Raw genomic sequence first — 21,826 nt, 5'->3', positions numbered from 1 at the left:
CGGGTCGTAGAACCGGAAGGTGTCCACCCGCCGCACGATGGTCCGGGCCGTCCAGGTGTCCTTCGGCGCGTCGGCCACCGGGGTCAGCAGACCCACCGGCTTCGCCGTGCCGCCCCCGGGGGCCGGGCGGGCCGACGGGGACACCGCCGGGACGGACGGCTTCGCCGAGGCGGCCCGCTTCGCGGCCTCCGGGCCGGGGCGCAGCGCGTACACGAAGGTGAAGTCGGTGCGCACCAGCACGCCCCGCTCGCCGTCCGACTCGACGCGCATCGAGCCCTGCACCTTGACCGTGTCGCCGACCGGGATCGCGTCCCGTGCGTCGAAGCGGCTGAACCAGCCGGTGGGGTCGTCCTCCCGGGAGGGCTTGGCGAGCGCCGACTCGGCGTGGTCCCGGGTCTCCCGGCTGAGCAGGGCCAGCCCGGCCTCCGGGCGGCCGCCGGCGATCACCTTCGGGTCCAGGTTGGCCGCCACCAGGTAGTCCTTCACCAACTGCAGCTGCGCGGCGACCTGGTCGGCGCTGAACACGCCGGTGGCCTGGGCCGGCGGCAGGACCAGTGCCTCGACGCCGTTCGGCCAGCCCTCGGCGGGGGAGCCCGCCCAGGGGTGGTCGACGGTCGGCTGCTTCTCGTCGACCGCCGGCGGCGCGGTGGTCGGCCGGGCCGTCTCCGGCGCGACGGTCGGCACCGGGCTCGCGGAGGCCGCGTGGTCGGCGGCGTAGCCGTAGTGCGTCGAGTACCAGAACTTCAGGCTGTCGACGTTGAGCGCCGCGAGCAGCACCGCGACGACCAGCACGACGTACAGCGGGGTCCGCCACTCCACCCGGCGGCGCGGGCGCGGGTTGCCCCACGGGTCGACGACGGCGAGCCGCGGCTTGCGGCCGAACCGCCGCTTCGCCTTCGCCGGGCCGTCGTTCACCGAGCGGCGGCCGCCCGGGTCGACCGGCGGGGTGTGCTTCCACCGGGCGGCGAGCATCCGGGTGCGGCCCGCCTGCTCCCTGACGGCGGCGCCCTTGACGAACTCCTCGTCCAGGACGAGGTCGGCGAACGGGTCCTTCGAGCCCGCTCCGGACGGGTCCGCCCCGTCCGGGTCCCGGCCCTCGGACGGGCGCGGTTCTGGATCTTCGGCTATCGGCATCGCGCCAGTATGCCGACGGGGTGTGACGATCCATCGATCGGGGGCACACCATGTGGTGAACACGTGTGCGGTGTGCGGTGATCACCCCTGTTTGTCCGCTCCCCGGGAGCCTCACCCCTTTCCGCGGGCCTGCTTCACCGAGCCGACCACGCCCACGATCGCGACCAGCACGGCGGCCGGCAGCAGCGAGAGGAAGAACGCGCCGATCAGGCTCGCGTCGCCGAGGACGACCTGCGCCAGCGCGTTCAGCACCAGCAGTCCGCCGGCCGCCGGCAGCGCCGACTGCCAGGGGTGCTCGTCGGCCCACTTGCGCAGCCGCCGGTCGGTGGTGTCGTGGCGCAACTGCCCGCCCACCGTGCCGACCAGGAAGAAGAAGAACAGTGCCCAGCCGGCCGGACCGGCCAGCATGCTCAGCGACCAGTTCCCGGTGATCGCGTCGATCCCCAGGGCCGTCGCCCCCACCACCGCACCGACACCCGCGGCCGTCCGCCACGGTCCCAGCGTCGCGGCGGCGACGGCGGCTTGCCGGTTCTCACGTCGGGACATCTCTCCGTGTGCCATAGCTCAACGGTGCGCCCGGGAACAGCCGGGGGCCATAGGGGAGAACCCCGAGTTTCACCCTAGGGTGACTTGCCTTCCGCCCTGTGGACGTTCCCGCGGCCGGGCCGCGCGCGGTGCGAGGATGGCGGCAGGAACGGACGCGAGGAGCGGGCATGGGCGGCGCAGCGGCGCACGGGCAGAAGATCGCCTTCCTGGGCACGGGCAAGATCGGGGAGGCCCTGCTCTCGGGCCTGCTGCGGGCCGGGAAGGACCCGGCGGACGTCCTGGTGACCGCCCGCCGGCCGGAGCGGGCCGCCGAGCTGGCCGGCAAGTACGGGGTCGGCGTGGTGGGCAACGCCGAGGCGGCCAAGCTCGCGGACACCCTGATCCTCGCGGTGAAGCCGCAGGACATGGGCACCCTGCTGGACGAACTGGCGCCGCACGTCGGCGCGGACCGGTTGGTGATCTCGGCGGCGGCCGGCATCCCCACCGCCTGGTTCGAGGCCCGCCTGGCGGCCGGCACCCCGGTGGTCCGGGTGATGCCCAACACGCCCGTCCTGGTGGACGAGGGGATGAGCGTCATCTCGGGCGGCTCGCACGCCACCGAGGCGCACCTGGAGCGGGCCGAGGAGATCTTCCGTTCGGTCGGCAAGGCGCTGCGGCTGCCCGAGTCCCAGCAGGACGCGGCCACTGCGCTCTCCGGCTCCGGCCCGGCGTACTTCTACTTCCTGGTGGAGGCGATGACCGACGCGGGCATCCTGCTCGGCCTGCCCCGGCAGGTGGCGCACGACCTGATCGTGCAGTCGGCGATCGGCGCCTCGGTGATGCTGCGGGACTCCGGCGAGCACCCGGTGAAGCTGCGCGAGGCGGTCACCTCGCCGGCCGGCACCACCATCTCGGCCATCCGCGAGCTGGAGAACCACGGGGTGCGGGCCGCGCTGCTCGGCGCCCTGGAGGCGGCCCGGGACCGCTCGCGCGAGCTGGCCTCCGGCGGGAAGTGACCCCCGGTCCACCCCTTAGGCTCGAACGCATGGCCTATGACCTGGTGATCTTCGACAACGACGGCGTCCTGGTGGACAGCGAACCGCTCTCCAACCGGGTGCTGGCCGAGTACCTGACCGAACTCGGCTACCCGACGACGATCGAGGACTCCTACCGCGACTTCATGGGCACCGCGGCGCACCGGATCCACGACGTGATCGCCGAGCGGTACGACGGCGCGCGGCTGCCGGAGGGCTTCGACGAGCTGTTCCACGGCCGGGTGTTCGCCGCCTTCGGGGCCGGACTGGCCGCCGTCCGGGGCGCGGAGGCGCTGCTGGAGGAGCTCGGGCAGCGCTCCGTGCCGTACTGCCTGGCCTCCTCGGCGCACCACGCGTGGATCCGCACCGCGCTGGAGGTCACCGGCCTGCTCGGGTACCACGCCGAGGAGCGGATCTTCAGCGCCCAGGACGTCGGCGTCGGCAAGCCGGCGCCCGACCTCTTCCTGCACGCCGCCCGCACCCTGGGGGTGGAACCGGCCCGCTGCCTCGTGCTGGAGGACAGCGTCAACGGCGTGCTCGCCGCCCGGGCGGCCGGCATGGACGTCTACGGCTACACCGCGCTCACCGACCCGGCGAAGCTGACCGCGGCCGGCGCGACCGGCCTGATCGCCGACCTGGCCGAGGTGCCCGCGCTGCTGGGACGGCGCTGACCGACCGGAACGCCGGCCGACCGGAACGCCGGCCGAAAGGAACGCTGTCCGGCAGGAACGCCGACCGACCGGAACAACCGCGGCGCGACCCCTCCCCAAACGCCGCCCGGGCCCCTACGCTCTCGCCAACATCGTCGTACCGGCCAGTAGCGAGGTGTCCGCGAGGTGTCTGTGACTGACGGGATCACGCCCCGGCTGCGGGCGGGCCGGGCCGCGCTGGCCGCGAGCTTCCTGCTGCAGGGCGTCACCTTCGCGCTGCTGGTCACCTGCATCCCCGAGATCCAGGACCGGTACGGGCTGAGCGACGCGCTGCTGCCGGTCTTCCTGGCGGCCGTGCCGGTGCTGGCCGGGGTGGGCTCGATCGCCTCCGAGCAGCTGGTGAAGCGGACCGGCGCCCGGGCCGTGCTGCGGGTGGTCCAGCCCGCCGTCTGCCTCAGCCTGGCCGCCGCCGGGCTCGGCCGGACGCTCTGGCAGCTCGCGCTCGCGCTGGGCGCGTTCGGGCTGCTGGTCGGTGCGCTGGACGCCAGTATGAACATGCTCGGGGTGGGCCTGCAGCACCGTTACGGCCGCTCGGTCATGCTCGGCTTCCACGCCGCGTTCAGCCTCGGCGGCATCCTCGGCGCGGCCGTCGCGGGCCTCGGCTCGCACTACGACCTCGGCCTGCCCGCCCTGTTCGGGACGGCCGCCGCCGTGATCGCGCCGCTCGCCGTCCTGGCGGGTGCCGGGTTCGCCGGGCCCGCCGAGCTCGGCGACGCCGTCCGGGAGGCCGCCGAGGCCGCCGCCCGGACGGTCCCGTGGCGGCCGCTGCTGCCGCTCTGCCTGGCGATGGCCTTCACCTACATCGCGGACGCCTCGGTCTCCAACTACAGCGTCAAGTACCTCACCGACGGCCTGGGCAGCCCCGAGGACGTCGCCAAGCTCTCGTACCTCGGCTACATGGTGGCGATGCTGCTCGGCCGGGCGGTCGGCGACCGCGCCGTCCAGCGCTGGGGTGCCGTCCCGGTGGTCCGGGCCGGCGCCGCACTGGCCGCGCTGGGCTTCGCGGTGGCGGCCGCGGCGCCCGGCGCCCCGGCCGGGATCGCCGGGTTCACCGTGCTCGGCTTCGGCATCTGCGCGATCATCCCGCAGGTCTTCGCGGCCGGCGGGCGGCTGTTCCCGGCCGACTCGGACGCCGCCGTGGCCCGGCTCAACCTGTTCAACTACGCGGGATTCCTGGTCGGTTCGCCGCTGGTCGGGGCGATCGCGGACGCGAGCTCGTACCGCTGGGCACTGCTCGCCCCGATGCTGCTGGTGCTGGCCGTGCTGCCGCTCGCGGCCCGCTTCGCCCCCGCTCCGGCGGTGGTCCCGGTCGGGGGGAAGGGCTCAGCGGAGCTCGTCCAGTGACTCCCGGAGCAGCGCCTTGGCCCGGGTGAACCAGTCCGCCAGGACGGCGATCTCGTCCGGCGTGTAGTCGGCGAACAGCCCGCCGATCCGTTCGTAGAACGGGCCGTAGACCTGGAGGATGCGCTCCTGCGCACCGTCCTCCATCACCACCCGCACCCGGCGGCGGTCGGCCGGATCGGCCTCCCGGCGGGCGTACCCGGCCTTCTCCAGCCGGTTGAGCACGCCCGTCACGGCGCCGGTGGTCAGCTGCGCGCGCTCCGCGAGGTCGCCGGCGGCCAGCGGCTCCGCGGCCAGTGCGGCCTCGATGACGAAGCCGAGGCACGTCAGGTCGGTGACGTTGAGCCCGAGCCGGGCGGCGATGTCCTGCTGGCCGAACTGGGCGAGCGCGATCATCCGGTCCATCGCGTACTGCGCCTGCTGGGGCGTCGCCTGGGGGCGCGGCTTGCCCTTCACCCGAGATCTCCTTAGCATCTAAGTTACTTAGCTCGTGAGATAAGTTGTTTCTCTCCCGGCCGGGAGCGGCCCGGCCCGGGAACCCGTCCATCACACCAAACGAGGAGCCATGGGCGCACACGGCGATCACGACATGGGGCACACCGTCGCCGGCTGGACCGGCTCGGCCGTCGCCACCCTCGGCAGCGCGGTCGCGGGGGTGGCGTTCGCGGCCGGCTCGGCCGCCGGGCTCTGGCTCGGCGCGGGCCTGGTCGTCCTCGGCGGCCTGGCCAGCTGGGTCCTCCACCTGGCGGGCTGGGGCAAGCCCACCGGCCCGCGCCCGCACGGCCGCCGGCACTGGCGGTTGCCCGACCCGGCGGGCGGCCGGGGGCACCCCGACTGCCTCGGCTGCCGGCTGGCCGGGCGCCGGCCCGGGCGGGCCCCGCCCACCGGCCCCGCCGCGGCGCCGGTCACCGGCCGGGTGCGGCAGCGGGCCGGCGCCTGACACCCGCCGCGGCGCGAGGATCCGCTCCGGCGAACGAGGACCCGCCGCGGCGCGAGGACTCGCCCGGGCCGGGGGCGGGCCCGACGCCCCCACCCACTACGGTGGACGCCATGCCCGAAGCCGAGCGTGACACCCCCTGCGGCCTGCACCTCTTCTGGGACGAGGCGGTCACCGCCTACGACTTCGGTCCCGGCCATCCGATGGACCCGACCCGACTGGCGCTCACCATGCGGCTGGTGGAGTCGCTCGGGCTGCACACCGGGCCGGGCGTGACCGTCCGCTCCGCCCCGCCGGCCGGCGACTCCACGCTCCGGCTGGTGCACACCCGCGAGTACGTCGAGGCGGTCAAGCACGCCGCCGCCCACCCCGACGAGCAGGACCAGCGGCACGGGCTCGGCACCGACGACAACTGGTCCTTCCCGGCCGTGCACTCCGCCTCCGCCCTGATCGCCGGGCAGTCGGTGGCCGCCGCCGAGGCGGTCTGGCGCGGCGCGGCCCCGCACGCCGTCAACTTCGCCGGCGGCCTGCACCACGCCATGCCCGGCAGAGCCTCCGGCTTCTGCATCTACAACGACCCGGCCCTCGCCATCGCCCGGCTGCTCGAACTCGGCGCCGAGCGGGTCGCCTACGTCGACGTGGACGTCCACCACGGCGACGGCGTCCAGCAGGCGTTCTGGGACGACCCCCGGGTGCTCACCGTCTCGCTGCACGAGCACCCCGCCACGCTCTTCCCGCAGACCGGCTGGGCCACCGAGACCGGCGGCCCCGGCGCCCCCGGCACCGCCGCCAACCTGCCGCTGCCGGCCGGCACCGGCGACGCCGGCTGGCTGCGCGCCTTCCACGCCCTGGTGCCCGAGCTGCTGGCCGCCTTCCGCCCGCAGGTCCTGGTCACCCAGCACGGCGCGGACACCCACCTGGAGGACCCGCTCGCCCACCTCGCCGTCACCGTGGACGCCCAGCGGCTGATCGCCGAGGAGCTGCACGCCCTCGCCCACGAGCACGCGGACGGCCGCTGGATCGCGCTCGGCGGGGGCGGCTACGCCGTCGTGGACGTCGTCCCGCGGAGCTGGACCCACCTGGTCGCCACCGCCGCCGGCCGGCCCGTCGACCCGGCCACCGAGACCCCGGAGGACTGGCGTGCCGAGGTCTACCGGCGCACCCGCCGCCCGGCCCCGCTGCGGATGACCGACGGCGCCCGGCCGGCCTGGCGGGACTTCGACGCGGGTTACGATCCTGCCGACCGGCTCGACCAGGCGATCCTGGCCGCCCGCCGCGCCGTCCTGCCGCACCACGGCCTGCTGCCCTGAGCCGGGGCGGTACGCACGCCCGCTACAGCAGACCGCCGAGCGACTACGTACTGCAACAGGCTTATCTCTCACCGTACGAGGACTGCGCTTCCCCCTCTTCCCACTGGTACCACCCATAACTACTCTGGGGATACACGTGTGCCGGTGGAGTCACCGGAGGGGAAGCCGGTGCCTTGCACACGGGTAAGGGTCGGGTGATGGTCATGAGTTCCGGCGAGCGCCCCCTGCAGGAAGTCGTCTTCCTGACCGTGGCCGAGGTGGCCGCGGTCATGCGGGTGTCGAAGATGACGGTGTACCGGCTGGTGCACAGCGGAGAGTTGCCGGCCATCCGGGTCGGGCGGTCCTTCCGGGTGCCCCAGCAGGCGGTTCACGAGTACCTCAAGGAGTCCTACGTGCGGCTCGAGAGCGCGTAGGACCGGGCCGCGGGGGCGGGGCCCACAGCCGGTGGGTCCCGCCCCCGTTCGCCGCAGATTTCCCCCGAGTTTCCCGGTCACGGGAGGCACGATTACGGCCCTGGCCGTACGGACGGTAGGCTTAGGCCCTCCGTCAGTCGTATGGACTCCGTCTCTCACGGGCGAGAGTCTCAGTGAGCGAGGGTTGTTCCGTGGGCTCTGTCATCAAGAAGCGTCGCAAGCGTATGGCCAAGAAGAAGCACCGCAAGCTTCTGAAGCGCACTCGCGTTCAGCGTCGCAACAAGAAGTAAGCGCCCGCCGCGCTCAGCGCGCCTTGCGCTTCCGCCGCCCGCCCGTGCCCTCGTGGTCCGGGCGGGCGGTGTCGTTTCACGGCCGGGTACGGCGGCGCGGTACGGTGCACGCAGGCTGCCGAGGCCGAGGAAATGGGGTGCAGCACTGTGGGGACGGTCGTGCTCGTCACCGGCGTGGCCCGCCGGCTCGGGGCCCGCTTCGCCGCCGAGCTCCGCCGCCGGCCCGGGGTCGACCTGGTCGTCGGCGTGGACGTGCAGCCGCCCCGGCAGCCCGTCGAGGAGCCGGACGGGCCCGCCGCGCCGTACCGGTTCCAGCAGCTCGACCTGCGCCGTCCTGCGGTCGCCCGGGTGATCGCCGAGCACGGCGTCGACACCGTCGTCCACCTGGCCGTCAGCGCCACCGGACTCGGCTCCACCAACCGCTCGGCGGTCAAGGAGTCCAACGTCATCGGCACCATGCAGCTGCTCGGCGCCTGCCAGAAGGCGCCCGGGGTGCGCCGGCTGGTGGTGAAGTCGACCACCGGCGTGTACGGCTCGGCGCCGCGCGACCCGGCGGTGTTCACCGAGCGGACCCAGCCGAAGAACCTGCCCGGCGGCGGCTTCGCCAAGGACGCGGTGGAGGTCGAGGGCTACGTCCGCGGCTTCGGCCGGCGCCGCCCGGACGTCGCGGTGACCGTCTTCCGGTTCGCCAACATCGTCGGCCCCGGTGCCGACACCCCGCTCTGCGAGTACTTCGCGCTGCCGGTGCTGCCCACCGTCCTCGGCTACGACCCGAGGCTGCAGTTCGTCCACGAGGACGACGTGCTCGCGGTGCTCTCCCGGGCCTGCGACGAGCCGGAGCCGGGCAGCGTGAACACCGGCACCTTCAACGTCGCGGGGGAGGGCGTGCTGCTGCTCTCCCAGTGCGCCCGCCGGCTGGGCCGGCCGATGCTGCCGCTGCTGCTGCCCGCGATCAGCTGGATGGCCGGGCTGGCCCGGCAGACCAGGCTGGTCGACTTCTCGCCCGAGCAGCTCCGGCTGCTCACCCACGGCCGGGTGGTGGACACCGCCCGGTTGCGCGAGACCTTCGGCTACCGGCCGCGGTACACCACCGCGGAGGCGTTCGCCGACTTCGCCGCCGCGCAGTCGGCCGGCCTGCTGCCGCCGGAGCGCCTCGCCGCCGTCACCGACGGGCTGGCCGGGCTGCTCGGGCGCGAGCACGGCCCGTCCGCCCCCGCCGCGCCGGTCTCCCGTCCGAACCGACCCAGGAGCTGAACCCGCGATGAGTGCCGCAGCCGAGAACGCGTCGGGCGAGGCGAAGGTCATCCCGATCGAGTCCGCGCCCAGTTGGAGCGAGCCCGACCGCCCCGCCGGGCTGGCCGACCAGCTGGCCGACGCCGTCGGCGGGGCGCTGGCCGGGCGGCTCGGCCCGGCGGCCACCCGGCTGTTCGGCAAGGGCTGGGAGGGCCGCGCCGCCGAGGGCCTGGCCTTCCTGCGCCGCCGCCTGACCGGCGACTACGAGGTGGACGAGTTCGGCTTCGACCGCGAGCTGACCGACCAGGTGCTGCTCTCGGTGCTGCGGCCGGTCGCCGAGAAGTACTTCCGGGTCGAGGTGCGCGGGATCGAGAACATCCCGGCCGAGGGCGGCGCGCTGATCGTCGCCAACCACTCCGGGACGATCCCGCTGGACGCCCTGATGACCCAGGTCGCGATCCACGACCACCACCCGGGCCGGCGGCACCTGCGGATGCTCGCCGCCGACCTGGTGTTCGTCCTGCCCGGCATCAACGAGCTGGCCCGCAAGGCCGGCCACACGCTGGCCTGCAACGAGGACGCCCAGGGGCTGCTGGAGCGCGGCGAGCTGGTCGGGGTCTGGCCGGAGGGCTTCAAGGGCATCGGCAAGCCGTTCTCCGAGCGGTACAAGCTCCAGCGGTTCGGCCGCGGCGGCTTCGTCTCCTCGGCGCTGCGGGCGCGGGTGCCGATCGTCCCCTGCTCGATCGTCGGGGCGGAGGAGACCTATCCGATGATCGGCAACTTCAAGACGCTGGCCCGGCTGCTGGGCCTGCCGTACGTGCCGATCACGCCGACCTTCCCGTGGCTCGGGCCGCTCGGTGCGGTGCCGCTGCCGACCAAGTGGACCATCCAGTTCGGCGAGCCGATCGCCACCGACCGGTACCCGGCGGAGGCGGCGGACGACCCGATGCTGGTCTTCGACCTGGCCGACCAGGTGCGGGAGACCGTCCAGCACACCCTCTACAAGCTGCTGGTGCAGCGGCGCTCGGTGTTCTTCTGACGGTGCGCGCGTTCCTCCGCCGGTGAGCGTGCTCCGCTGCCGGTGAGCGGAACAGGACGAGGGGCCCGGCGCTGCCGCCGGGCCCCTCGTCCTGTTCCTGCCGTCAGCCGCCGAGGATCCGCAGCCCGGGCAGCAGCCCGGGGATCAGCGGCGGCACGTCGACGCCTTGCTGCTGGCCGCCGCCGGTGGCGGCGCTGGGCGTACCGGACGGCTGCGCCGGCGCCTGGTCGGGTGCCGGGTCGGGGCTCGGCGACGGCTTGGTGCCGGTGAGCCCGTTGGTGAGGTTGTCGACCAGCCCATTGACCGCACCCGGGGCGTTGCTGGGCAGGCTGCTCGGGAGCCCGGCCCCGCCGCTGCCGCCGGGCGTGCTCGCCCCGGCGGACGGGGGCCGCTCGGCGGTGCCGGGCTTGCCGCCGCCCGTACCGGCCGCGCCGCCGCCCTGGGCCGACCCGGCGCCCGGTGCGGCGTTGCCGCCCGCGGCCGGGGTGTCGGCCTGGGAGCCGCCGTTCGCCGCGGAGCCCGCGCCGCCGCCCGTCCCGGTGCCGGCCGTACCGCCGCCCTTGGCGGGCGGCTGGGCCAGGCGCAGGGGCGCGACGTCCTCGCTTATGTCGTCGAAGAGCTGGTCGACCAGGTGCGCCTGCGGGATCAGCTGGACCGGCAGCCTGCTCTGCAGTTCGCTCCAGCGGTCGTCCTCGTCCTGGGCGAAGCCGGCCAGGGTGCGCATCGGGTCGAGCGAGCCGTTGCTGCGGTAGACCGAGCGCAGCAGGTCCCGGCCCCTGAGCGCGTCGGCGTGCATGTCGTCCAGCGCCCTGCGGACCCGCTCGACCGTGCCGGGGCTGAGCTCCCCGGCCGTGTCCGCCCGCCCGACCAGGCTCTTGGCCTCGTCGAGCCGGGTGGCGGCGTTGCCGAGCAGCAGTTCGCCGCGCTCGCTGTCGGAGTCCGCGAGGTTGAGCCGGAGCCCTTCGAGACCGCGCTTCATCCCGTAGAGCGTGTCCCCCGGCAGGGCGCTGGAACTGGCGGCTGCCGCGCCGGCGAAGCTGCCGACGGCGAGCCCGGCGACCAGTCCGCCGATCGCGAACCGGCGGCTCCAGCGGCCGCGCGGGGCCACCCGCAGTGCCCGGTGCCTGCGCTGGCGGGGCACCACGGCACCCGGGCCGCCGGCGAAGGCCTGCTCGAACGCGGCCATCAGCTGGGCGCGTTGGACGGTTCTGACCTCCGGGTCCAGCTCCGGTCCGGGCAGTGCGCCGAGTGCCCCGGCCATGCCGACCAGCCCGGCCATGGCGGCCGAACCGGCGCCGGTGGACACGGTGTTGGCCGATTCGGCAGCAGCGGCGCCGCGTTGCTCTGCCTGGTGGGCCTCCAGCGCCTCGGCGAAGGCCTTCGCCCGCCGGTGCTCCAGCACGTTTGCCGTCACGGGCCACACCTCCCTTCGTCGTTGTCGACACGCCGGCCTGCCGGACGGTTGCCTCGGCGGGCCAAAGCCACTCCATCGGGTGAGAGGTCGCAATTCGACTTGACCGTACGCCTGGTGGGGGCTTGCACGCTGGCCAACGAGCGGTGCGGGCGGTCGGTTACGCACGGCTGATCATCGGACCGACCGTTCACCCGGACGTGTCGGGCCGGCACCGATGGTGACGGCCCTCCGGTTATCTCCCCCCGTGGTGCGGTGCTCACCGTGCGTCGGGCGGCAGCAGCCGCGCCAGCGTCCGGACCGCGCGGTACTGGAGGGTCTTGATGGCGCCCTCGTTCTTGCCCATGATCCGGGCCGTCTCGGCCACCGAAAGGCCTTGCAGGAAGCGGAGGGTGACGCACTCCTGCTGCTGCGGGTTGAGCCGCCGGACGGCCTCCAGCAGGGCGGCGTTGGAGAGCGACTCCAGCACCGACTCCTCGGGGCTGCGCTCGCACTCGTTGGAGTCGAGCATCTCGCCGGTGGTGACCTCCAGCCGGAACCGGCTGGACTTGAAGTGGTCGGCCACCAGATTGCGGGCGATGGTCACCAGCCAGGCGCCGAAGTCCCGGCCCTGCCAGGTGAAGGTGCCGATCCGGCGCAGCGCGCGCAGGAAGGTCTCGCTGGTGAGGTCCTCGGCGGTGGCCCGGCTGCCGACCCGGTAGTAGATGTAGCGGTAGACGGTGTCCGCGTAGTGGTCGTAGAGGCGGCCGAAGGCCTCGCTCTCGCCGGCCTGGGCCCGCTCGACCAGCTCCATGATCGGGTTGTGCTCGGTCTCGTAGCCGGGGCTCGGGGGCGTCCGGGTCCGGCTGCGGCCGGTGCCGGCGGTCCCGGAGCGGCCGCGGGAGCCGGTGCCGGTGGAGGAGCCGGCGGCGGTGGCGCGCAGGACCGGGCCGACGGGCTGGGGCTGGCCGTAGCCGGACGGGGCGCCGGCGGGGACCAGCTGGGGGGAGGCGGCGAGCTGGCTGCGGAGCAGGCTGCGCAACAGTTCCAGGCCGGTGGAGATCTGCCGGGCGGAGGCCGGGCGGCCGCGGAGGCTGGTGCGGGAGCGCAGGGGCGCGGTCGACGGGCGGGAGGGTGCAGGCGCGTCGTTCCGGACGGGTGGGTACACGGGACTCCCAGAGGCAGAACTGTGGACGGATCACCTCCGCCTGCGCGGAGAGCACGCCCGCGCGGCCCGGTCGGGAGGGGCGCGTGGGTGACGTGCATCCAGGAGAGGATAACGCTTTGTGCAATGACAGCTACACCGTGTGGTCGAAGTGGTCGTTTGGGATCCACATGGCGTGCATATTCGGCTGACACTGACCGAACGTGTCATCGTTCATCCGGCTCAACGTGACCGAACGGGTGCGTTGGGTGACAAATTCGGGGGTGTGGCGGGCGGTTTCCCGGAGGTTGGCCTCCGTAATCCCCGACTTTCCCGGTCTGGCGAACGATCAGAACCGGTCACCGGGTGACACGTACGGTCAGGGGGTCCGGGCGGCCCGGTGCGGCCGGGGAGTTCGCCCGTACGGGCGGCCTGGTCGGTATGCGGATTGACGGCCGGTCACCCGTGCAGGGGATGGTTTCCCGCGTCCGCGGACGGCGCCCGAGGGGCCGGGGACGGTGCCGGGGGCCGGGGCGGGGGACGGCGCCGGGGGCGGCGCCCGGCTCAGGCCCGCTGGCGGCGGTGCAGCGCGACCGCGGCAGCCGCCGCACCCGCGAGGACGCCCAGCGCGGCCGCGGCCGGCAGGCCCACCCGGGCCGCCTTGCGCCCGGTCCGGAAGTCCCGCACCCGCCAGCCCTGGGCCCGGGCGTGCCGCCGCAGCGCGCCGTCCGGGTTCACCACGTACGGGTGGCCGACCAGCGAGAGCATCGGGATGTCGTTGGCCGAGTCGCTGTACGCGGCGCAGCGGTCCAGGTCGAGCCGCTCGTGCCGGGCCAGCGCGCGGACGGCGGCCGCCTTGGCGGGCCCGTGCAGCAGGTCGCCGACCAGCCGTCCGGTGTAGTTGCCGTCCCGGGCCTCGGCGACGGTGCCGAGCGCGCCGGTCATGCCGAGCCGGCGGGCGATCACCCGGGCCACCTCCAGCGGCGCCGCGGTGACCAGCCAGACCCGCTGGCCGGCTTCCAGATGCATCTGCACCAGGGCGCGGGTGCCGGGCCAGATCTTGTCGGCGACGACCTGTTCGAAGACCTCCTCGCAGATGGCCTCCAGGTCGGCGGTGCGCTTGCCGGCCACCAGGCCGAGCGCGGTGTGCTGGGCGTCCGCCATGTGGTCCGGGTCCTCGGCGCCGTGCAGCCGGAACCAGGCCTGCTGCCAGGCGAACCGGGCGATGTCGCGGCGGGTGAGGAAGCCGCGGCGGTAGAGGCCGACCCCGAGGTAGAAGATCGCGGCGCCGCGCAGGATGGTGTTGTCGCAGTCGAAGAAGGCGGCGGCGCGCGGGTCGTCCCGTTCGGGGGTGTGGTTCCCGGCCGGCGCCTTCGGGGCCTTCGCGGGCTTCCCGGCCGCCGCGGCCGGTTCCGCCGCGGCCGGTTCCGCCAGGGCGGGCTCCTTCGGCGTGCGCTCCGCCGGCGTGGGCTCCGCCGGGGCGACCGGGGCGAACGCTCCGGCCCGCAGGGCGGCCTCCGCCGCCGCGGCGGCGGCTTCGCCTGCCAGGGCGGTCCGCTCGGTGGAGGGACGCCTAGCCTGGGTGAGCCTTCGGAGCACGGCCATGCCACCGAGCATAGCCAGCCGGGCCGGGAGGAGCCGTGACGGCGGCGTGCCCGCGCGGTGAACAGCGGACGGCCCGGCCGTTGCCGCCGGGAGCGGGCGCCGGAAGCGTCCCGCGCCCCGGGGCCGGGCGCCCCCGGGGTGGGCGGCCGGCTCGCCGCCGGGCGCACAATGGCCGGGTGAGCCCACTGCTGCGACGTGACAAGAACCCGAGCCCGAAGCCGGCCGACCGGACCGTGACCCTGGTCGGCAAGCCGGGCTGCCACCTGTGCGACGACGCCCGGGAGGTGATCGTCCGGGTGACCGGCGAGCTGGGCGCCGGCTTCGAGGAGCTGGACATCCTCCAGGACGAGGAGCTGTACCGGACGTACGCGGAGCAGATCCCGGTCACCCTGATCGACGGCCGCCAGCACGACTTCTGGCGCGTCGACGAGCGGCGGCTCCGCGCCGCCCTGGGGGCCTGAGCGCGGGTCCGGCGGGGGTGGGTGACGCGGCCCGCACCGCCTCCCGGCGCCCCGCCGACCGGCGGGGGCGGTTCGCCGAATCGTTGTGAAGAAAACCGGAATCGGTCTGGGGCGCCCCCCGGTGGTCGGCTTACGATCGAGCTCGTTTGCGCCCGTGGGGGGCTGAGCACGCGAGGAGTGCCGCCATGCTTCCCGGCCCGACCCCAGGGTTGCCCGAAGCCCCCGCCGGGGCCGGGGGCTTCGCCGTCGTGGACGTGGAGGCGACCGGCCGCAGCCCGTGGCGGCACCGGGTGGTCGAGGTGGCCGTGGTGCTGCTGGACGGGGCGCTGCGCCCGGAGGCCGAGTTCAGCACCCTGCTGGACCCGCTGGGCCCGGTCGGCCCCACCCACGTGCACCGGATAGCCCAGGCGGACGTCGAGGGCGCCCCCCGGTTCCGCGAGATCGCGCCGCGGCTGCTGGAGCTGCTGGCCGGCCGGGTGCTGGTCGGCCATCACGTGACCTGCGACCACGCCTTCCTGGAGCGTGAGTTCGCCCGGATCGGCGTACCGCTGCCGCCGGTCCCGCTGCTCTGCACGATGCGGCTGGCCCGCGCCCACCTGCCGCAGGCCCGCGGCTTCGGCCTGGCGGCCTGCGCGGAGGCGGCCGGGCTCGGCTGGTACCCGGCGCACACCGCGCTGGGCGACGCCCGGGCCACCGCCGAGCTGCTGCGGCACTGCCTGGAGTCGCCGTCCTGCCCGCCGGACGACTGGGCGGTGCCGCTGCGCGAGGCGGCCCGGGTGCCGTGGCCGCGGCTGGGCCGGGCCCGCTCCCGGCCGTCGGGCGAGCCGGTCCCGCTGCTGCGCCGCGAGCCGCCCGCGTCCCCGGACGGCGCCCCGTCCGGGCTGCTGCGGGAGCCGCTGCCGGAGTCCCTGCCGGAGCCCCTGTCCGGGCCGTATCCGGAGCCCCCGGCGGGACCGCTCCCGCGGCCGCGTCGCGAGGCGCCGGCCCCGCCCCCGTACGGCCCGCCGGCGGCCGGTGCGCGGCCCCCGGCGGCGGCCCGGAAGGAGACCGGTGCTATGGGGTCGACGGCGTGATGCGCATCACTGTGCGGGGACAAAACGGACACCATCTTTGTGCACACGTTCACAAACGCATAGCCTGGCTGCCAAAGCCCAGCTTCACCCACAGGAGCACCGTGGCAATCGGCCGATCACCACAGAGCAGTTCGCAGACGCCCGACCAGGGCGCCGCGCGCCGACCCTCGCGTGCCCGGGGCATCCCGGAGGCGACCGTCGCCCGCCTTCCCCTCTACCTGCGGGCCCTCACCGCGCTCTCCGAGCGCTCGGTGCCGACCGTGTCGTCCGAGGAGCTGGCGGCCGCCGCCGGCGTGAACTCCGCCAAGCTGCGCAAGGACTTCTCCTACCTCGGCTCGTACGGCACCCGCGGGGTCGGCTACGACGTCGAGTACCTCGTCTACCAGATCTCCCGCGAGCTGGGCCTGACCCAGGACTGGCCGGTCGTCATCGTCGGCATCGGGAACCTCGGCCACGCGCTCGCCAACTACGGCGGGTTCGCCTCCCGCGGTTTCCGGGTAGCCGCCCTGCTGGACGCCGACCCGGCGGTGGTCGGCAGCAGCGCGGCCGGCCTCCCGGTGCGCCACATGGACGAACTGGAGTCCATCGTGGAGAGCCAGCACGTCTCGATCGGCGTGATCACCACCCCGCCCGGCGCCGCCCAGCAGGTCTGCGACCGGCTGGTCGAGGCCGGTGTCACCAGCATCCTCAACTTCGCCCCGACCGTGCTGACCGTCCCGGACGGCGTGGACGTGCGCAAGGTGGACCTCTCCATCGAGCTGCAGATCCTGGCCTTCCACGAGCAGCGCAAGGCCGGCGACGAGCCCGACCGCACCGAGTCGGTGCTCGACCGCGCGCCCGGCCCGGTCCGCGCGGCCGCGGCCAAGCTGCGCCGGGCCGCCGGCGGCAGCGGCAAGTCCCGCCCGGCCGCCGAGCCGGCCGCCAATGACGCCGAGGCGGCGGGCAAGGCGGCCAAGCCCGGCAAGGGCGGCGAGGGTGAGCTCTCCGCGGTGATGCCGGCGTGAGCACCGAGAACCGTGGCACCAGGGGGCGGTCGTGAGTCTTCTTGTCGTTGGGCTGAGCCACCGCACCGCCCCGGTCGGCGTGCTCGAGCGCGCCGCCCTGACCGGTGACGTCCCGACCCGGCTGCTGCACGACGCGGCGGCCACCGCGACCGTCGCCGAGGCCGCGCTGCTGAACACCTGCAACCGGATCGAGCTGTACGCGGACGTGGACAAGTTCCACGCCGGCGTCGCCGAGCTGTCGCTGCTGCTGGCCCACCACAGCGGGGTGGACCTGGAGGAGCTGACCTCGCACCTCTACGTCCACTACGAGGACCGCGCCGTCCACCACCTCTTCTCGGTGGCCTGCGGCCTGGACTCGATGGTGGTCGGTGAGGGCCAGATCCTCGGCCAGCTGCGCGACGCCCTGGCCAAGGCCCAGGAGGAGCACACCGCCGGGCGCGGCCTGAACGAGCTGTTCCAGCAGGCCCTGCGGGTCGGCAAGCGGGCGCACAGCGAGACCGGCATCGACAAGGCCGGCCAGTCGCTGGTCACCTTCGGCCTGGAGCAGGTCGCGGCCGGCGCGGGCGAGATCGCCGGCAAGCGGGCCCTGGTGGTCGGCGCCGGCTCGATGAGCTCGCTGGCCGCCGCCACCCTGGTCCGCTCCGGCGTCACCGACCTGCTGATCGCCAACCGGACGCCCGAGCGCGCCGAGCGGCTGGTCGAGATCCTCGGCGCCGGCGTGGCCCGGACGGTCGAGCTGGCCAAGGTGCCCGAGGCGCTGGCCGACGTCGACCTGGTGATCTCCTGCACCGGCGCGGCCGGCGTGGTGATCAAGGCCGAGGACGTGGCCGCCGCAGTGGCGGTCCGCGCGGCCGACGCGGCCGCGGACACCCCGCTGGCCCTGCTGGACCTCGCCATGCCGCGCGACGTCGACCACGCCGTGCACGAGCTGCCCGGCGCGCTCCTGGTCGACCTGGAGAGCCTCTCGCACGCCCACGCCGCCACCCCCGGCGCCGGGGACGTGGACGCGGTCTCCGGCATCGTCGCCGACGAGGTCGCCGCGTTCGGCGCCGCCCAGCGGGCCGCCCGGATCGCCCCCACCGTGGTGGCGCTGCGGGCGATGGCCTCCGAGGTGGTCGCCGCCGAGCTGGGCCGCCTGGACTCCCGGCTGCCCGGTCTGGACGAGCGCTCCCGCGCGGAGATCACCCAGACCGTCCGCCGGGTGGTCGACAAGCTGCTGCACGCGCCGACCGTGCGGGTGAAGCAGCTGGCCGCCGAGCCCGGCGGCGCGTCCTACGCGGACGCGCTGCGCGAGCTGTTCGACCTCGACCCGGCGGCCGTGCACGCCGTCTCGGGCACCCCGATCGGCACCCAGCAGCCTTCGGGCGGGGGCGCCAGATGAACCGTCAGCCATCCCACGAGTACCACCGGGACGATCACCTCATGAATGGTCAACCGCTCACCGGCCGGGCCCCGGCCGCCACCGCACCCCTGCGGCTCGGCACCCGGCGCAGCGCGCTCGCCATGGCCCAGTCGGGCATGGTCGCCCGCGAGGTGACCCGGCTCACCGGGCACCCCGTCGAGCTGGTGGAGATCACCACCTACGGCGACACCTCCCGGGAGGCGCTGGCACAGATCGGCGGCACCGGCGTGTTCGTCTCCGCCCTGCGGGACGCGCTGCTGGCGGGCCGGATCGACTTCGCCGTGCACTCGCTGAAGGACCTGCCCACCGCCGAGCCCGCGGGCCTGGTGCTGGCCGCGGTGCCCGAGCGCGAGGACGTCCGCGACGCCCTGGTGGCCCAGGAGGGCCTGGCCCTCGGTGAGCTGGTCGAGAAGCTGGCCGGCGCGGGCCGCACCGCCCGGATCGGCACCGGCTCGCCCCGCCGGATGGCCCAGCTGAACGCCTGGGCCCGCGCCCGCGGCGCCCAACTGGAGACGGTCGCGATCCGCGGCAACGTGGACACCCGGATCGGCTTCGTCGCCTCCGGCGAGCTGGACGCGGTGGTGCTGGCCACCGCCGGCCTGAACCGGCTGGGCCGCAGCGCCGAGATCACCGAGCACCTCGACCCGGAGCTGATGATCCCGGCCCCCGGCCAGGGCGCGCTCGCCATCGAGTGCACCACCGCCGCCGGGCTGCCGGACGGCGGGTCGCTGACCGCCGCGCTGTCCGCCCTCGACCACCTCCCCACGCGGGTCGCGGTGGCCGCCGAGCGCGCCCTGCTGGCCGCCCTGGAGGCCGGCTGCTCCGCGCCGGTCGCCGCGCTGGCCACCTGGGGCCACGAGTACGAACTGCGGCTGGAGGGCGTGGTCGGCACCGTCGACGGCGCCACCCTGCTGAAGATGTCCGCCAACGGTCCGATCGTCCTCGACGAGACCGCCGAGCAGCAGGCGACGGCCCTCGGCCACGCCCTCGCCGCCCGGCTGCTCGACGCGGGCGCGGCCGCCCTGATGGGGGAGCGAGCCCGATGAGCCCCACCGCCGCCACCGACACCCCGTTCCCGGCCGACAGCCCGTTCGCGGGCGGGCCGGCCGCCGCCGGGCGGTGCACCTTCCTGGGCGCGGGCCCCGGGGACCCGGGCCTGCTGACCCTGCGCGCGGTCGAGGTGCTGGCCTCGGCCGACATCCTGGTCGCCGACCCGCTGACCGCCGCCGCCGTGCGCAGCCACTGCCCGGCCGGCGTGCAGGTGCACACCCCCGCCGCCGACGGCACCGAGCTCGACCTGGCCAAGCTGGTCGCCGAGGCGGTCCGGGCCGGCAAGCACGTCGTCCGCACCGTCGACGGCGACCCGGGCCTGGACGGCTGCGCCGCCGAGGAGATGCTCAGCTGCGCCGGTGACGGGATCGCGTTCGAGGTGATCCCGGGCGTCGCCCAGTCGGTCGGCGTGCCGGCCTACGCGGGCGTGCCGCTACGCGGGACGGCCGGCACCGACGTCCGGTTCGTGGACGGTGCCGCGCTGCTGGCCGGCAGCCCGGTGGACCTGGGCGCGCCGGAGACCACCCTGGTGGTCCGCACCACCCTGGGCCAACTCCCGGCCACCGCCAACGCGCTGGTCGCCAACGGCCGCAAGCCGGACTCCGCGCTCAGCGCGACGCTCTCCGGCACCACCACCCGCCAGCGCACCTTCACCGCCACCCTGGCCACCATCGCGGCCGACCTGAAGGCGGCCCGGGTGCTGCCCTCGCCGGTCTCCGCCCCGGTGGACCCGGCGACCTCGGTGATAGCCGTGGTGGGCGAGCAGGTCGCCCACCGCTCCTCGCACTCCTGGTTCGAGACCAAGCCGCTGTTCGGCTGGAACGTGCTGGTGCCGCGCACCAAGGAGCAGGCCCACGGCCTGTCCGAGCAGCTGCGCTCGTACGGCGCGGTGCCGCAGGAGGTGCCGACCATCGCGGTCGAGCCGCCGCGCACCCCGCAGCAGATGGAGCGGGCGATCAAGGGCCTGGTCACCGGCCGCTACGAGTGGATCGCCTTCACCTCGGTGAACGCGGTGCGCGCCGTCCGCGAGAAGTTCGAGGAGTACGGCCTGGACGCCCGGGCGTTCGCCGGCATCAAGGTCGCGGCGGTCGGCGAGACCACCGCGCAGGCGCTGGTGGACTTCGGCGTGAAGCCGGACCTGGTGCCCTCGGGCGAGCAGTCCGCGGCCGGCCTGCTGGAGGACTGGCCGCCGTACGACCCGGTCTTCGACCCGATCGACCGGGTGCTGCTGCCGCGCGCCGACATCGCCACCGAGACCCTGGTGGCCGGCCTGGTCGAGCTGGGCTGGGAGGTCGACGACGTGACCGCGTACCGGACGGTGCGCGCCTCGCCGCCGCCGGCCGAGACCCGCGAGGCGATCAAGGGCGGCGGCTTCGACGCGGTGCTCTTCACCTCGTCCTCCACGGTGCGGAACCTGGTCGGCATCGCAGGCAAGCCGCACAACGTGACGGTCATCGCCTGTATCGGCCCGGCCACCGCGAAGACCGCCGAGGAGCACGGCCTGCGGGTCGACGTGATGGCTCCGGCCCCGTCGGCGGCCGCGCTGGCCCAGGCGCTGGCAGACTTCGGGGCCAAGCGCCGCGACACCGCGACGGCGGCGGGTGAGCCGGTCTACCGGCCCAGCGAGCGCCGTCCCGGCTCGCGCCGCAAGGCCCGCTGAGGCCCTGCGCGAGAAGCACCCAGGCCGGGGGCGGTCCACCCGCCGCCCCCGGCGCTGCACAACCGTTCGGAGAGAGAAGCCGTGTCCGCTGAATTCCCGTACGTTCGCCCCCGCCGGCTCCGTCAGACCCCGGCGATGCGCCGGCTGGTCGCCGAGACCCGGCTGCACCCGGCCGAGCTGATCCTGCCGCTGTTCGTCCGCGAGGGCGTCAGCGAGCCGGTCCCGGTGACGTCGATGCCGGGCGTGGTCCAGCACACCCGCGACACCCTGCGCAAGGCCGTCGTCGAGGCCGCCGAGGCGGGCCTGGGCGGGGTCATGCTGTTCGGCGTGCCCGCGGTGCAGGACGCCGTCGGCAGCGAGGGCACCAACCCGGACGGCATCCTGCAGCAGGCGATCCGGGACGTGGTCTCCGAGGTGGGCGACTCCCTGGTGGTGATGTCCGACCTCTGCCTGGACGAGTACACCGACCACGGCCACTGCGGCGTGCTGGCCGCCGACGGCAGCGTGGACAACGACGCGACGCTGGAGCGCTACGCCGAGATGGCCCGGGTGCAGGCCGACGCCGGCGTCCACCTGGTCGGCCCGTCCGGGATGATGGACGGCCAGATCGGCGTCGTCCGCCGGGCGCTGGACGAGGCCGGGCACCAGGACGTGGGCATCCTGGCCTACACCGCCAAGTACGCCTCGGCGTTCTACGGCCCGTTCCGGGAGGCGGTCGGCTCCTCGCTCAAGGGCGACCGCAAGAGCTACCAGCAGGACCCGGCGAACGCCCGGGAGGCGCTGCGCGAGCTGGAGCAGGACCTCGCCGAGGGCGCGGACCTGGTGATGGTGAAGCCGGCCATGGCCTACCTTGACATCCTGCGGCAGGTGGCCGACGCCTCGCCGGTGCCGGTCTCGGCCTACCAGGTCTCCGGCGAGTACGCGATGGTCGAGGCGGCCGCGGCGAACGGCTGGATCGACCGGGAGCGGATGATCCTGGAGACGCTGACCTCGATCCGCCGGGCCGGCGCCCAGCAGATCCTCACCTACTGGGCGCTCGAAGCCGCCGCGATGGTCGGGTAGCGCCGCGCC

22 protein-coding genes are annotated in these 21,826 nt (G+C 74.9%); 16 read left to right on the top strand and 6 right to left on the bottom strand.

All coding sequences use genetic code 11. The annotated features are described in order from the left end of the window. Window positions 1-1,134 (bottom strand): hypothetical protein (locus ABZ885_RS02825; RefSeq protein WP_360182642.1); only part of this gene is annotated, 1,134 nt, incomplete at its 3' end. Between the two features lie 111 nt (window positions 1,135-1,245). Further along, on the bottom strand, window positions 1,246-1,680 hold the full coding sequence (locus ABZ885_RS02820; RefSeq protein WP_360182639.1) for a hypothetical protein: 435 nt from the start codon (window positions 1,678-1,680) through the stop codon (window positions 1,246-1,248). Window positions 1,681-1,847: 167 nt separating this feature from the next. On the opposite strand from ABZ885_RS02820, the gene proC reads away from it, so the two are divergent. The 3 genes from proC to ABZ885_RS02805 all read left to right on the top strand — a co-directional run bounded on the left by proC (window position 1,848) and on the right by ABZ885_RS02805 (window position 4,747). Next, complete coding sequence (gene proC / locus ABZ885_RS02815) at window positions 1,848-2,675, top strand: pyrroline-5-carboxylate reductase (RefSeq protein ID WP_360182636.1); 828 nt, start codon at window positions 1,848-1,850, stop codon at window positions 2,673-2,675. Between the two features lie 29 nt (window positions 2,676-2,704). After that, on the top strand, window positions 2,705-3,364 hold the full coding sequence (locus ABZ885_RS02810) for an HAD family hydrolase (RefSeq protein ID WP_360182633.1): 660 nt from the start codon (window positions 2,705-2,707) through the stop codon (window positions 3,362-3,364). 171 nt (window positions 3,365-3,535) lie between these two features. Beyond that, window positions 3,536-4,747: an MFS transporter gene (locus ABZ885_RS02805; RefSeq protein ID WP_360182654.1), complete on the top strand. Its 1,212-nt coding sequence runs from the start codon at window positions 3,536-3,538 to the stop codon at window positions 4,745-4,747. Here the strand turns inward: ABZ885_RS02805 and ABZ885_RS02800 are convergent. Then, entirely contained in the window at window positions 4,727-5,200 is a 474-nt protein-coding gene (locus ABZ885_RS02800; protein ID WP_360182630.1) for a MarR family transcriptional regulator, read from the bottom strand. The genes ABZ885_RS02805 and ABZ885_RS02800 overlap by 21 nt on opposite strands. Before the next feature lie 109 nt (window positions 5,201-5,309). Here ABZ885_RS02800 and ABZ885_RS02795 point away from each other — a divergent pair, with 109 nt between their 5' ends. The 6 genes from ABZ885_RS02795 to ABZ885_RS02770 all read left to right on the top strand — a co-directional run bounded on the left by ABZ885_RS02795 (window position 5,310) and on the right by ABZ885_RS02770 (window position 9,966). Next, window positions 5,310-5,684, top strand: coding sequence for an HGxxPAAW family protein (locus ABZ885_RS02795; RefSeq protein WP_360182627.1), 375 nt, complete (start codon window positions 5,310-5,312; stop codon window positions 5,682-5,684). Between the two features lie 110 nt (window positions 5,685-5,794). After that, window positions 5,795-6,991: an acetoin utilization protein AcuC gene (locus tag ABZ885_RS02790; RefSeq protein ID WP_360182624.1), complete on the top strand. Its 1,197-nt coding sequence runs from the start codon at window positions 5,795-5,797 to the stop codon at window positions 6,989-6,991. 203 nt (window positions 6,992-7,194) lie between these two features. Continuing rightward, a complete protein-coding gene (locus ABZ885_RS02785) occupies window positions 7,195-7,404 on the top strand; it encodes a helix-turn-helix domain-containing protein (RefSeq protein WP_148644250.1) in 210 nt (69 codons plus the stop codon). Window positions 7,405-7,595: 191 nt separating this feature from the next. Further along, window positions 7,596-7,694, top strand: coding sequence for an AURKAIP1/COX24 domain-containing protein (locus ABZ885_RS02780; RefSeq protein ID WP_003948845.1), 99 nt, complete (start codon window positions 7,596-7,598; stop codon window positions 7,692-7,694). 147 nt (window positions 7,695-7,841) lie between these two features. Beyond that, window positions 7,842-8,948, top strand: a complete 1,107-nt coding sequence (locus ABZ885_RS02775) for an NAD-dependent epimerase/dehydratase family protein (protein WP_360182651.1) — start codon at window positions 7,842-7,844, stop codon at window positions 8,946-8,948. A gap of 7 nt (window positions 8,949-8,955) precedes the next feature. Next, the gene (locus ABZ885_RS02770) at window positions 8,956-9,966 is read left to right on the top strand and encodes a lysophospholipid acyltransferase family protein (RefSeq protein ID WP_360182621.1); all 1,011 of its coding nucleotides are present in this window, start codon (window positions 8,956-8,958) and stop codon (window positions 9,964-9,966) included. A gap of 103 nt (window positions 9,967-10,069) precedes the next feature. Here the strand turns inward: ABZ885_RS02770 and ABZ885_RS02765 are convergent, their stop codons facing one another. The 3 genes from ABZ885_RS02765 to ABZ885_RS02755 all read right to left on the bottom strand — a co-directional run bounded on the left by ABZ885_RS02765 (window position 10,070) and on the right by ABZ885_RS02755 (window position 14,105). Next, window positions 10,070-11,380 carry a DUF5667 domain-containing protein gene (locus tag ABZ885_RS02765; protein WP_360182618.1) on the bottom strand — a complete coding sequence of 437 codons (1,311 nt, stop codon included), beginning with the start codon at window positions 11,378-11,380 and terminating at the stop codon, window positions 10,070-10,072. A gap of 256 nt (window positions 11,381-11,636) precedes the next feature. Continuing rightward, window positions 11,637-12,524: an ECF subfamily RNA polymerase sigma factor, BldN family gene (locus ABZ885_RS02760; protein ID WP_360182615.1), complete on the bottom strand. Its 888-nt coding sequence runs from the start codon at window positions 12,522-12,524 to the stop codon at window positions 11,637-11,639. A 540-nt stretch (window positions 12,525-13,064) separates the two neighbouring features. After that, the gene (locus ABZ885_RS02755) at window positions 13,065-14,105 is read right to left on the bottom strand and encodes an HAD-IB family hydrolase (RefSeq protein ID WP_360182612.1); all 1,041 of its coding nucleotides are present in this window, start codon (window positions 14,103-14,105) and stop codon (window positions 13,065-13,067) included. 176 nt (window positions 14,106-14,281) lie between these two features. On the opposite strand from ABZ885_RS02755, the gene ABZ885_RS02750 reads away from it, so the two are divergent. The 7 genes from ABZ885_RS02750 to hemB all read left to right on the top strand — a co-directional run bounded on the left by ABZ885_RS02750 (window position 14,282) and on the right by hemB (window position 21,817). After that, the gene (locus tag ABZ885_RS02750) at window positions 14,282-14,566 is read left to right on the top strand and encodes a glutaredoxin family protein (RefSeq protein ID WP_360182609.1); all 285 of its coding nucleotides are present in this window, start codon (window positions 14,282-14,284) and stop codon (window positions 14,564-14,566) included. Window positions 14,567-14,751: 185 nt separating this feature from the next. Next, window positions 14,752-15,639, top strand: coding sequence for a 3'-5' exonuclease (locus ABZ885_RS02745; protein ID WP_360182606.1), 888 nt, complete (start codon window positions 14,752-14,754; stop codon window positions 15,637-15,639). Between the two features lie 101 nt (window positions 15,640-15,740). After that, window positions 15,741-16,643 carry a redox-sensing transcriptional repressor Rex gene (locus ABZ885_RS02740; protein ID WP_360182603.1) on the top strand — a complete coding sequence of 301 codons (903 nt, stop codon included), beginning with the start codon at window positions 15,741-15,743 and terminating at the stop codon, window positions 16,641-16,643. Window positions 16,644-16,674: 31 nt separating this feature from the next. Continuing rightward, a complete protein-coding gene (locus ABZ885_RS02735; protein ID WP_360182600.1) occupies window positions 16,675-18,024 on the top strand; it encodes a glutamyl-tRNA reductase in 1,350 nt (449 codons plus the stop codon). 41 nt (window positions 18,025-18,065) lie between these two features. After that, the gene (hemC, locus tag ABZ885_RS02730) at window positions 18,066-19,091 is read left to right on the top strand and encodes a hydroxymethylbilane synthase (RefSeq protein WP_360182597.1); all 1,026 of its coding nucleotides are present in this window, start codon (window positions 18,066-18,068) and stop codon (window positions 19,089-19,091) included. Then, the gene (locus ABZ885_RS02725) at window positions 19,088-20,755 is read left to right on the top strand and encodes a bifunctional uroporphyrinogen-III C-methyltransferase/uroporphyrinogen-III synthase (protein WP_360182594.1); all 1,668 of its coding nucleotides are present in this window, start codon (window positions 19,088-19,090) and stop codon (window positions 20,753-20,755) included. The genes hemC and ABZ885_RS02725 overlap by 4 nt, the downstream gene beginning before the upstream one ends. An 81-nt stretch (window positions 20,756-20,836) precedes the next feature. Beyond that, window positions 20,837-21,817: a porphobilinogen synthase gene (gene hemB / locus ABZ885_RS02720; RefSeq protein WP_360182591.1), complete on the top strand. Its 981-nt coding sequence runs from the start codon at window positions 20,837-20,839 to the stop codon at window positions 21,815-21,817. Window positions 21,818-21,826: the final 9 nt, after the last annotated feature.

It is taken from the genome of Kitasatospora sp. NPDC047058 (assembly GCF_040643935.1).
GTDB lineage: Bacteria > Actinomycetota > Actinomycetes > Streptomycetales > Streptomycetaceae > Kitasatospora.
Note: the sequence above shows the minus strand (reverse complement) of the source record. Positions and strands in the feature narration are given on the sequence as shown.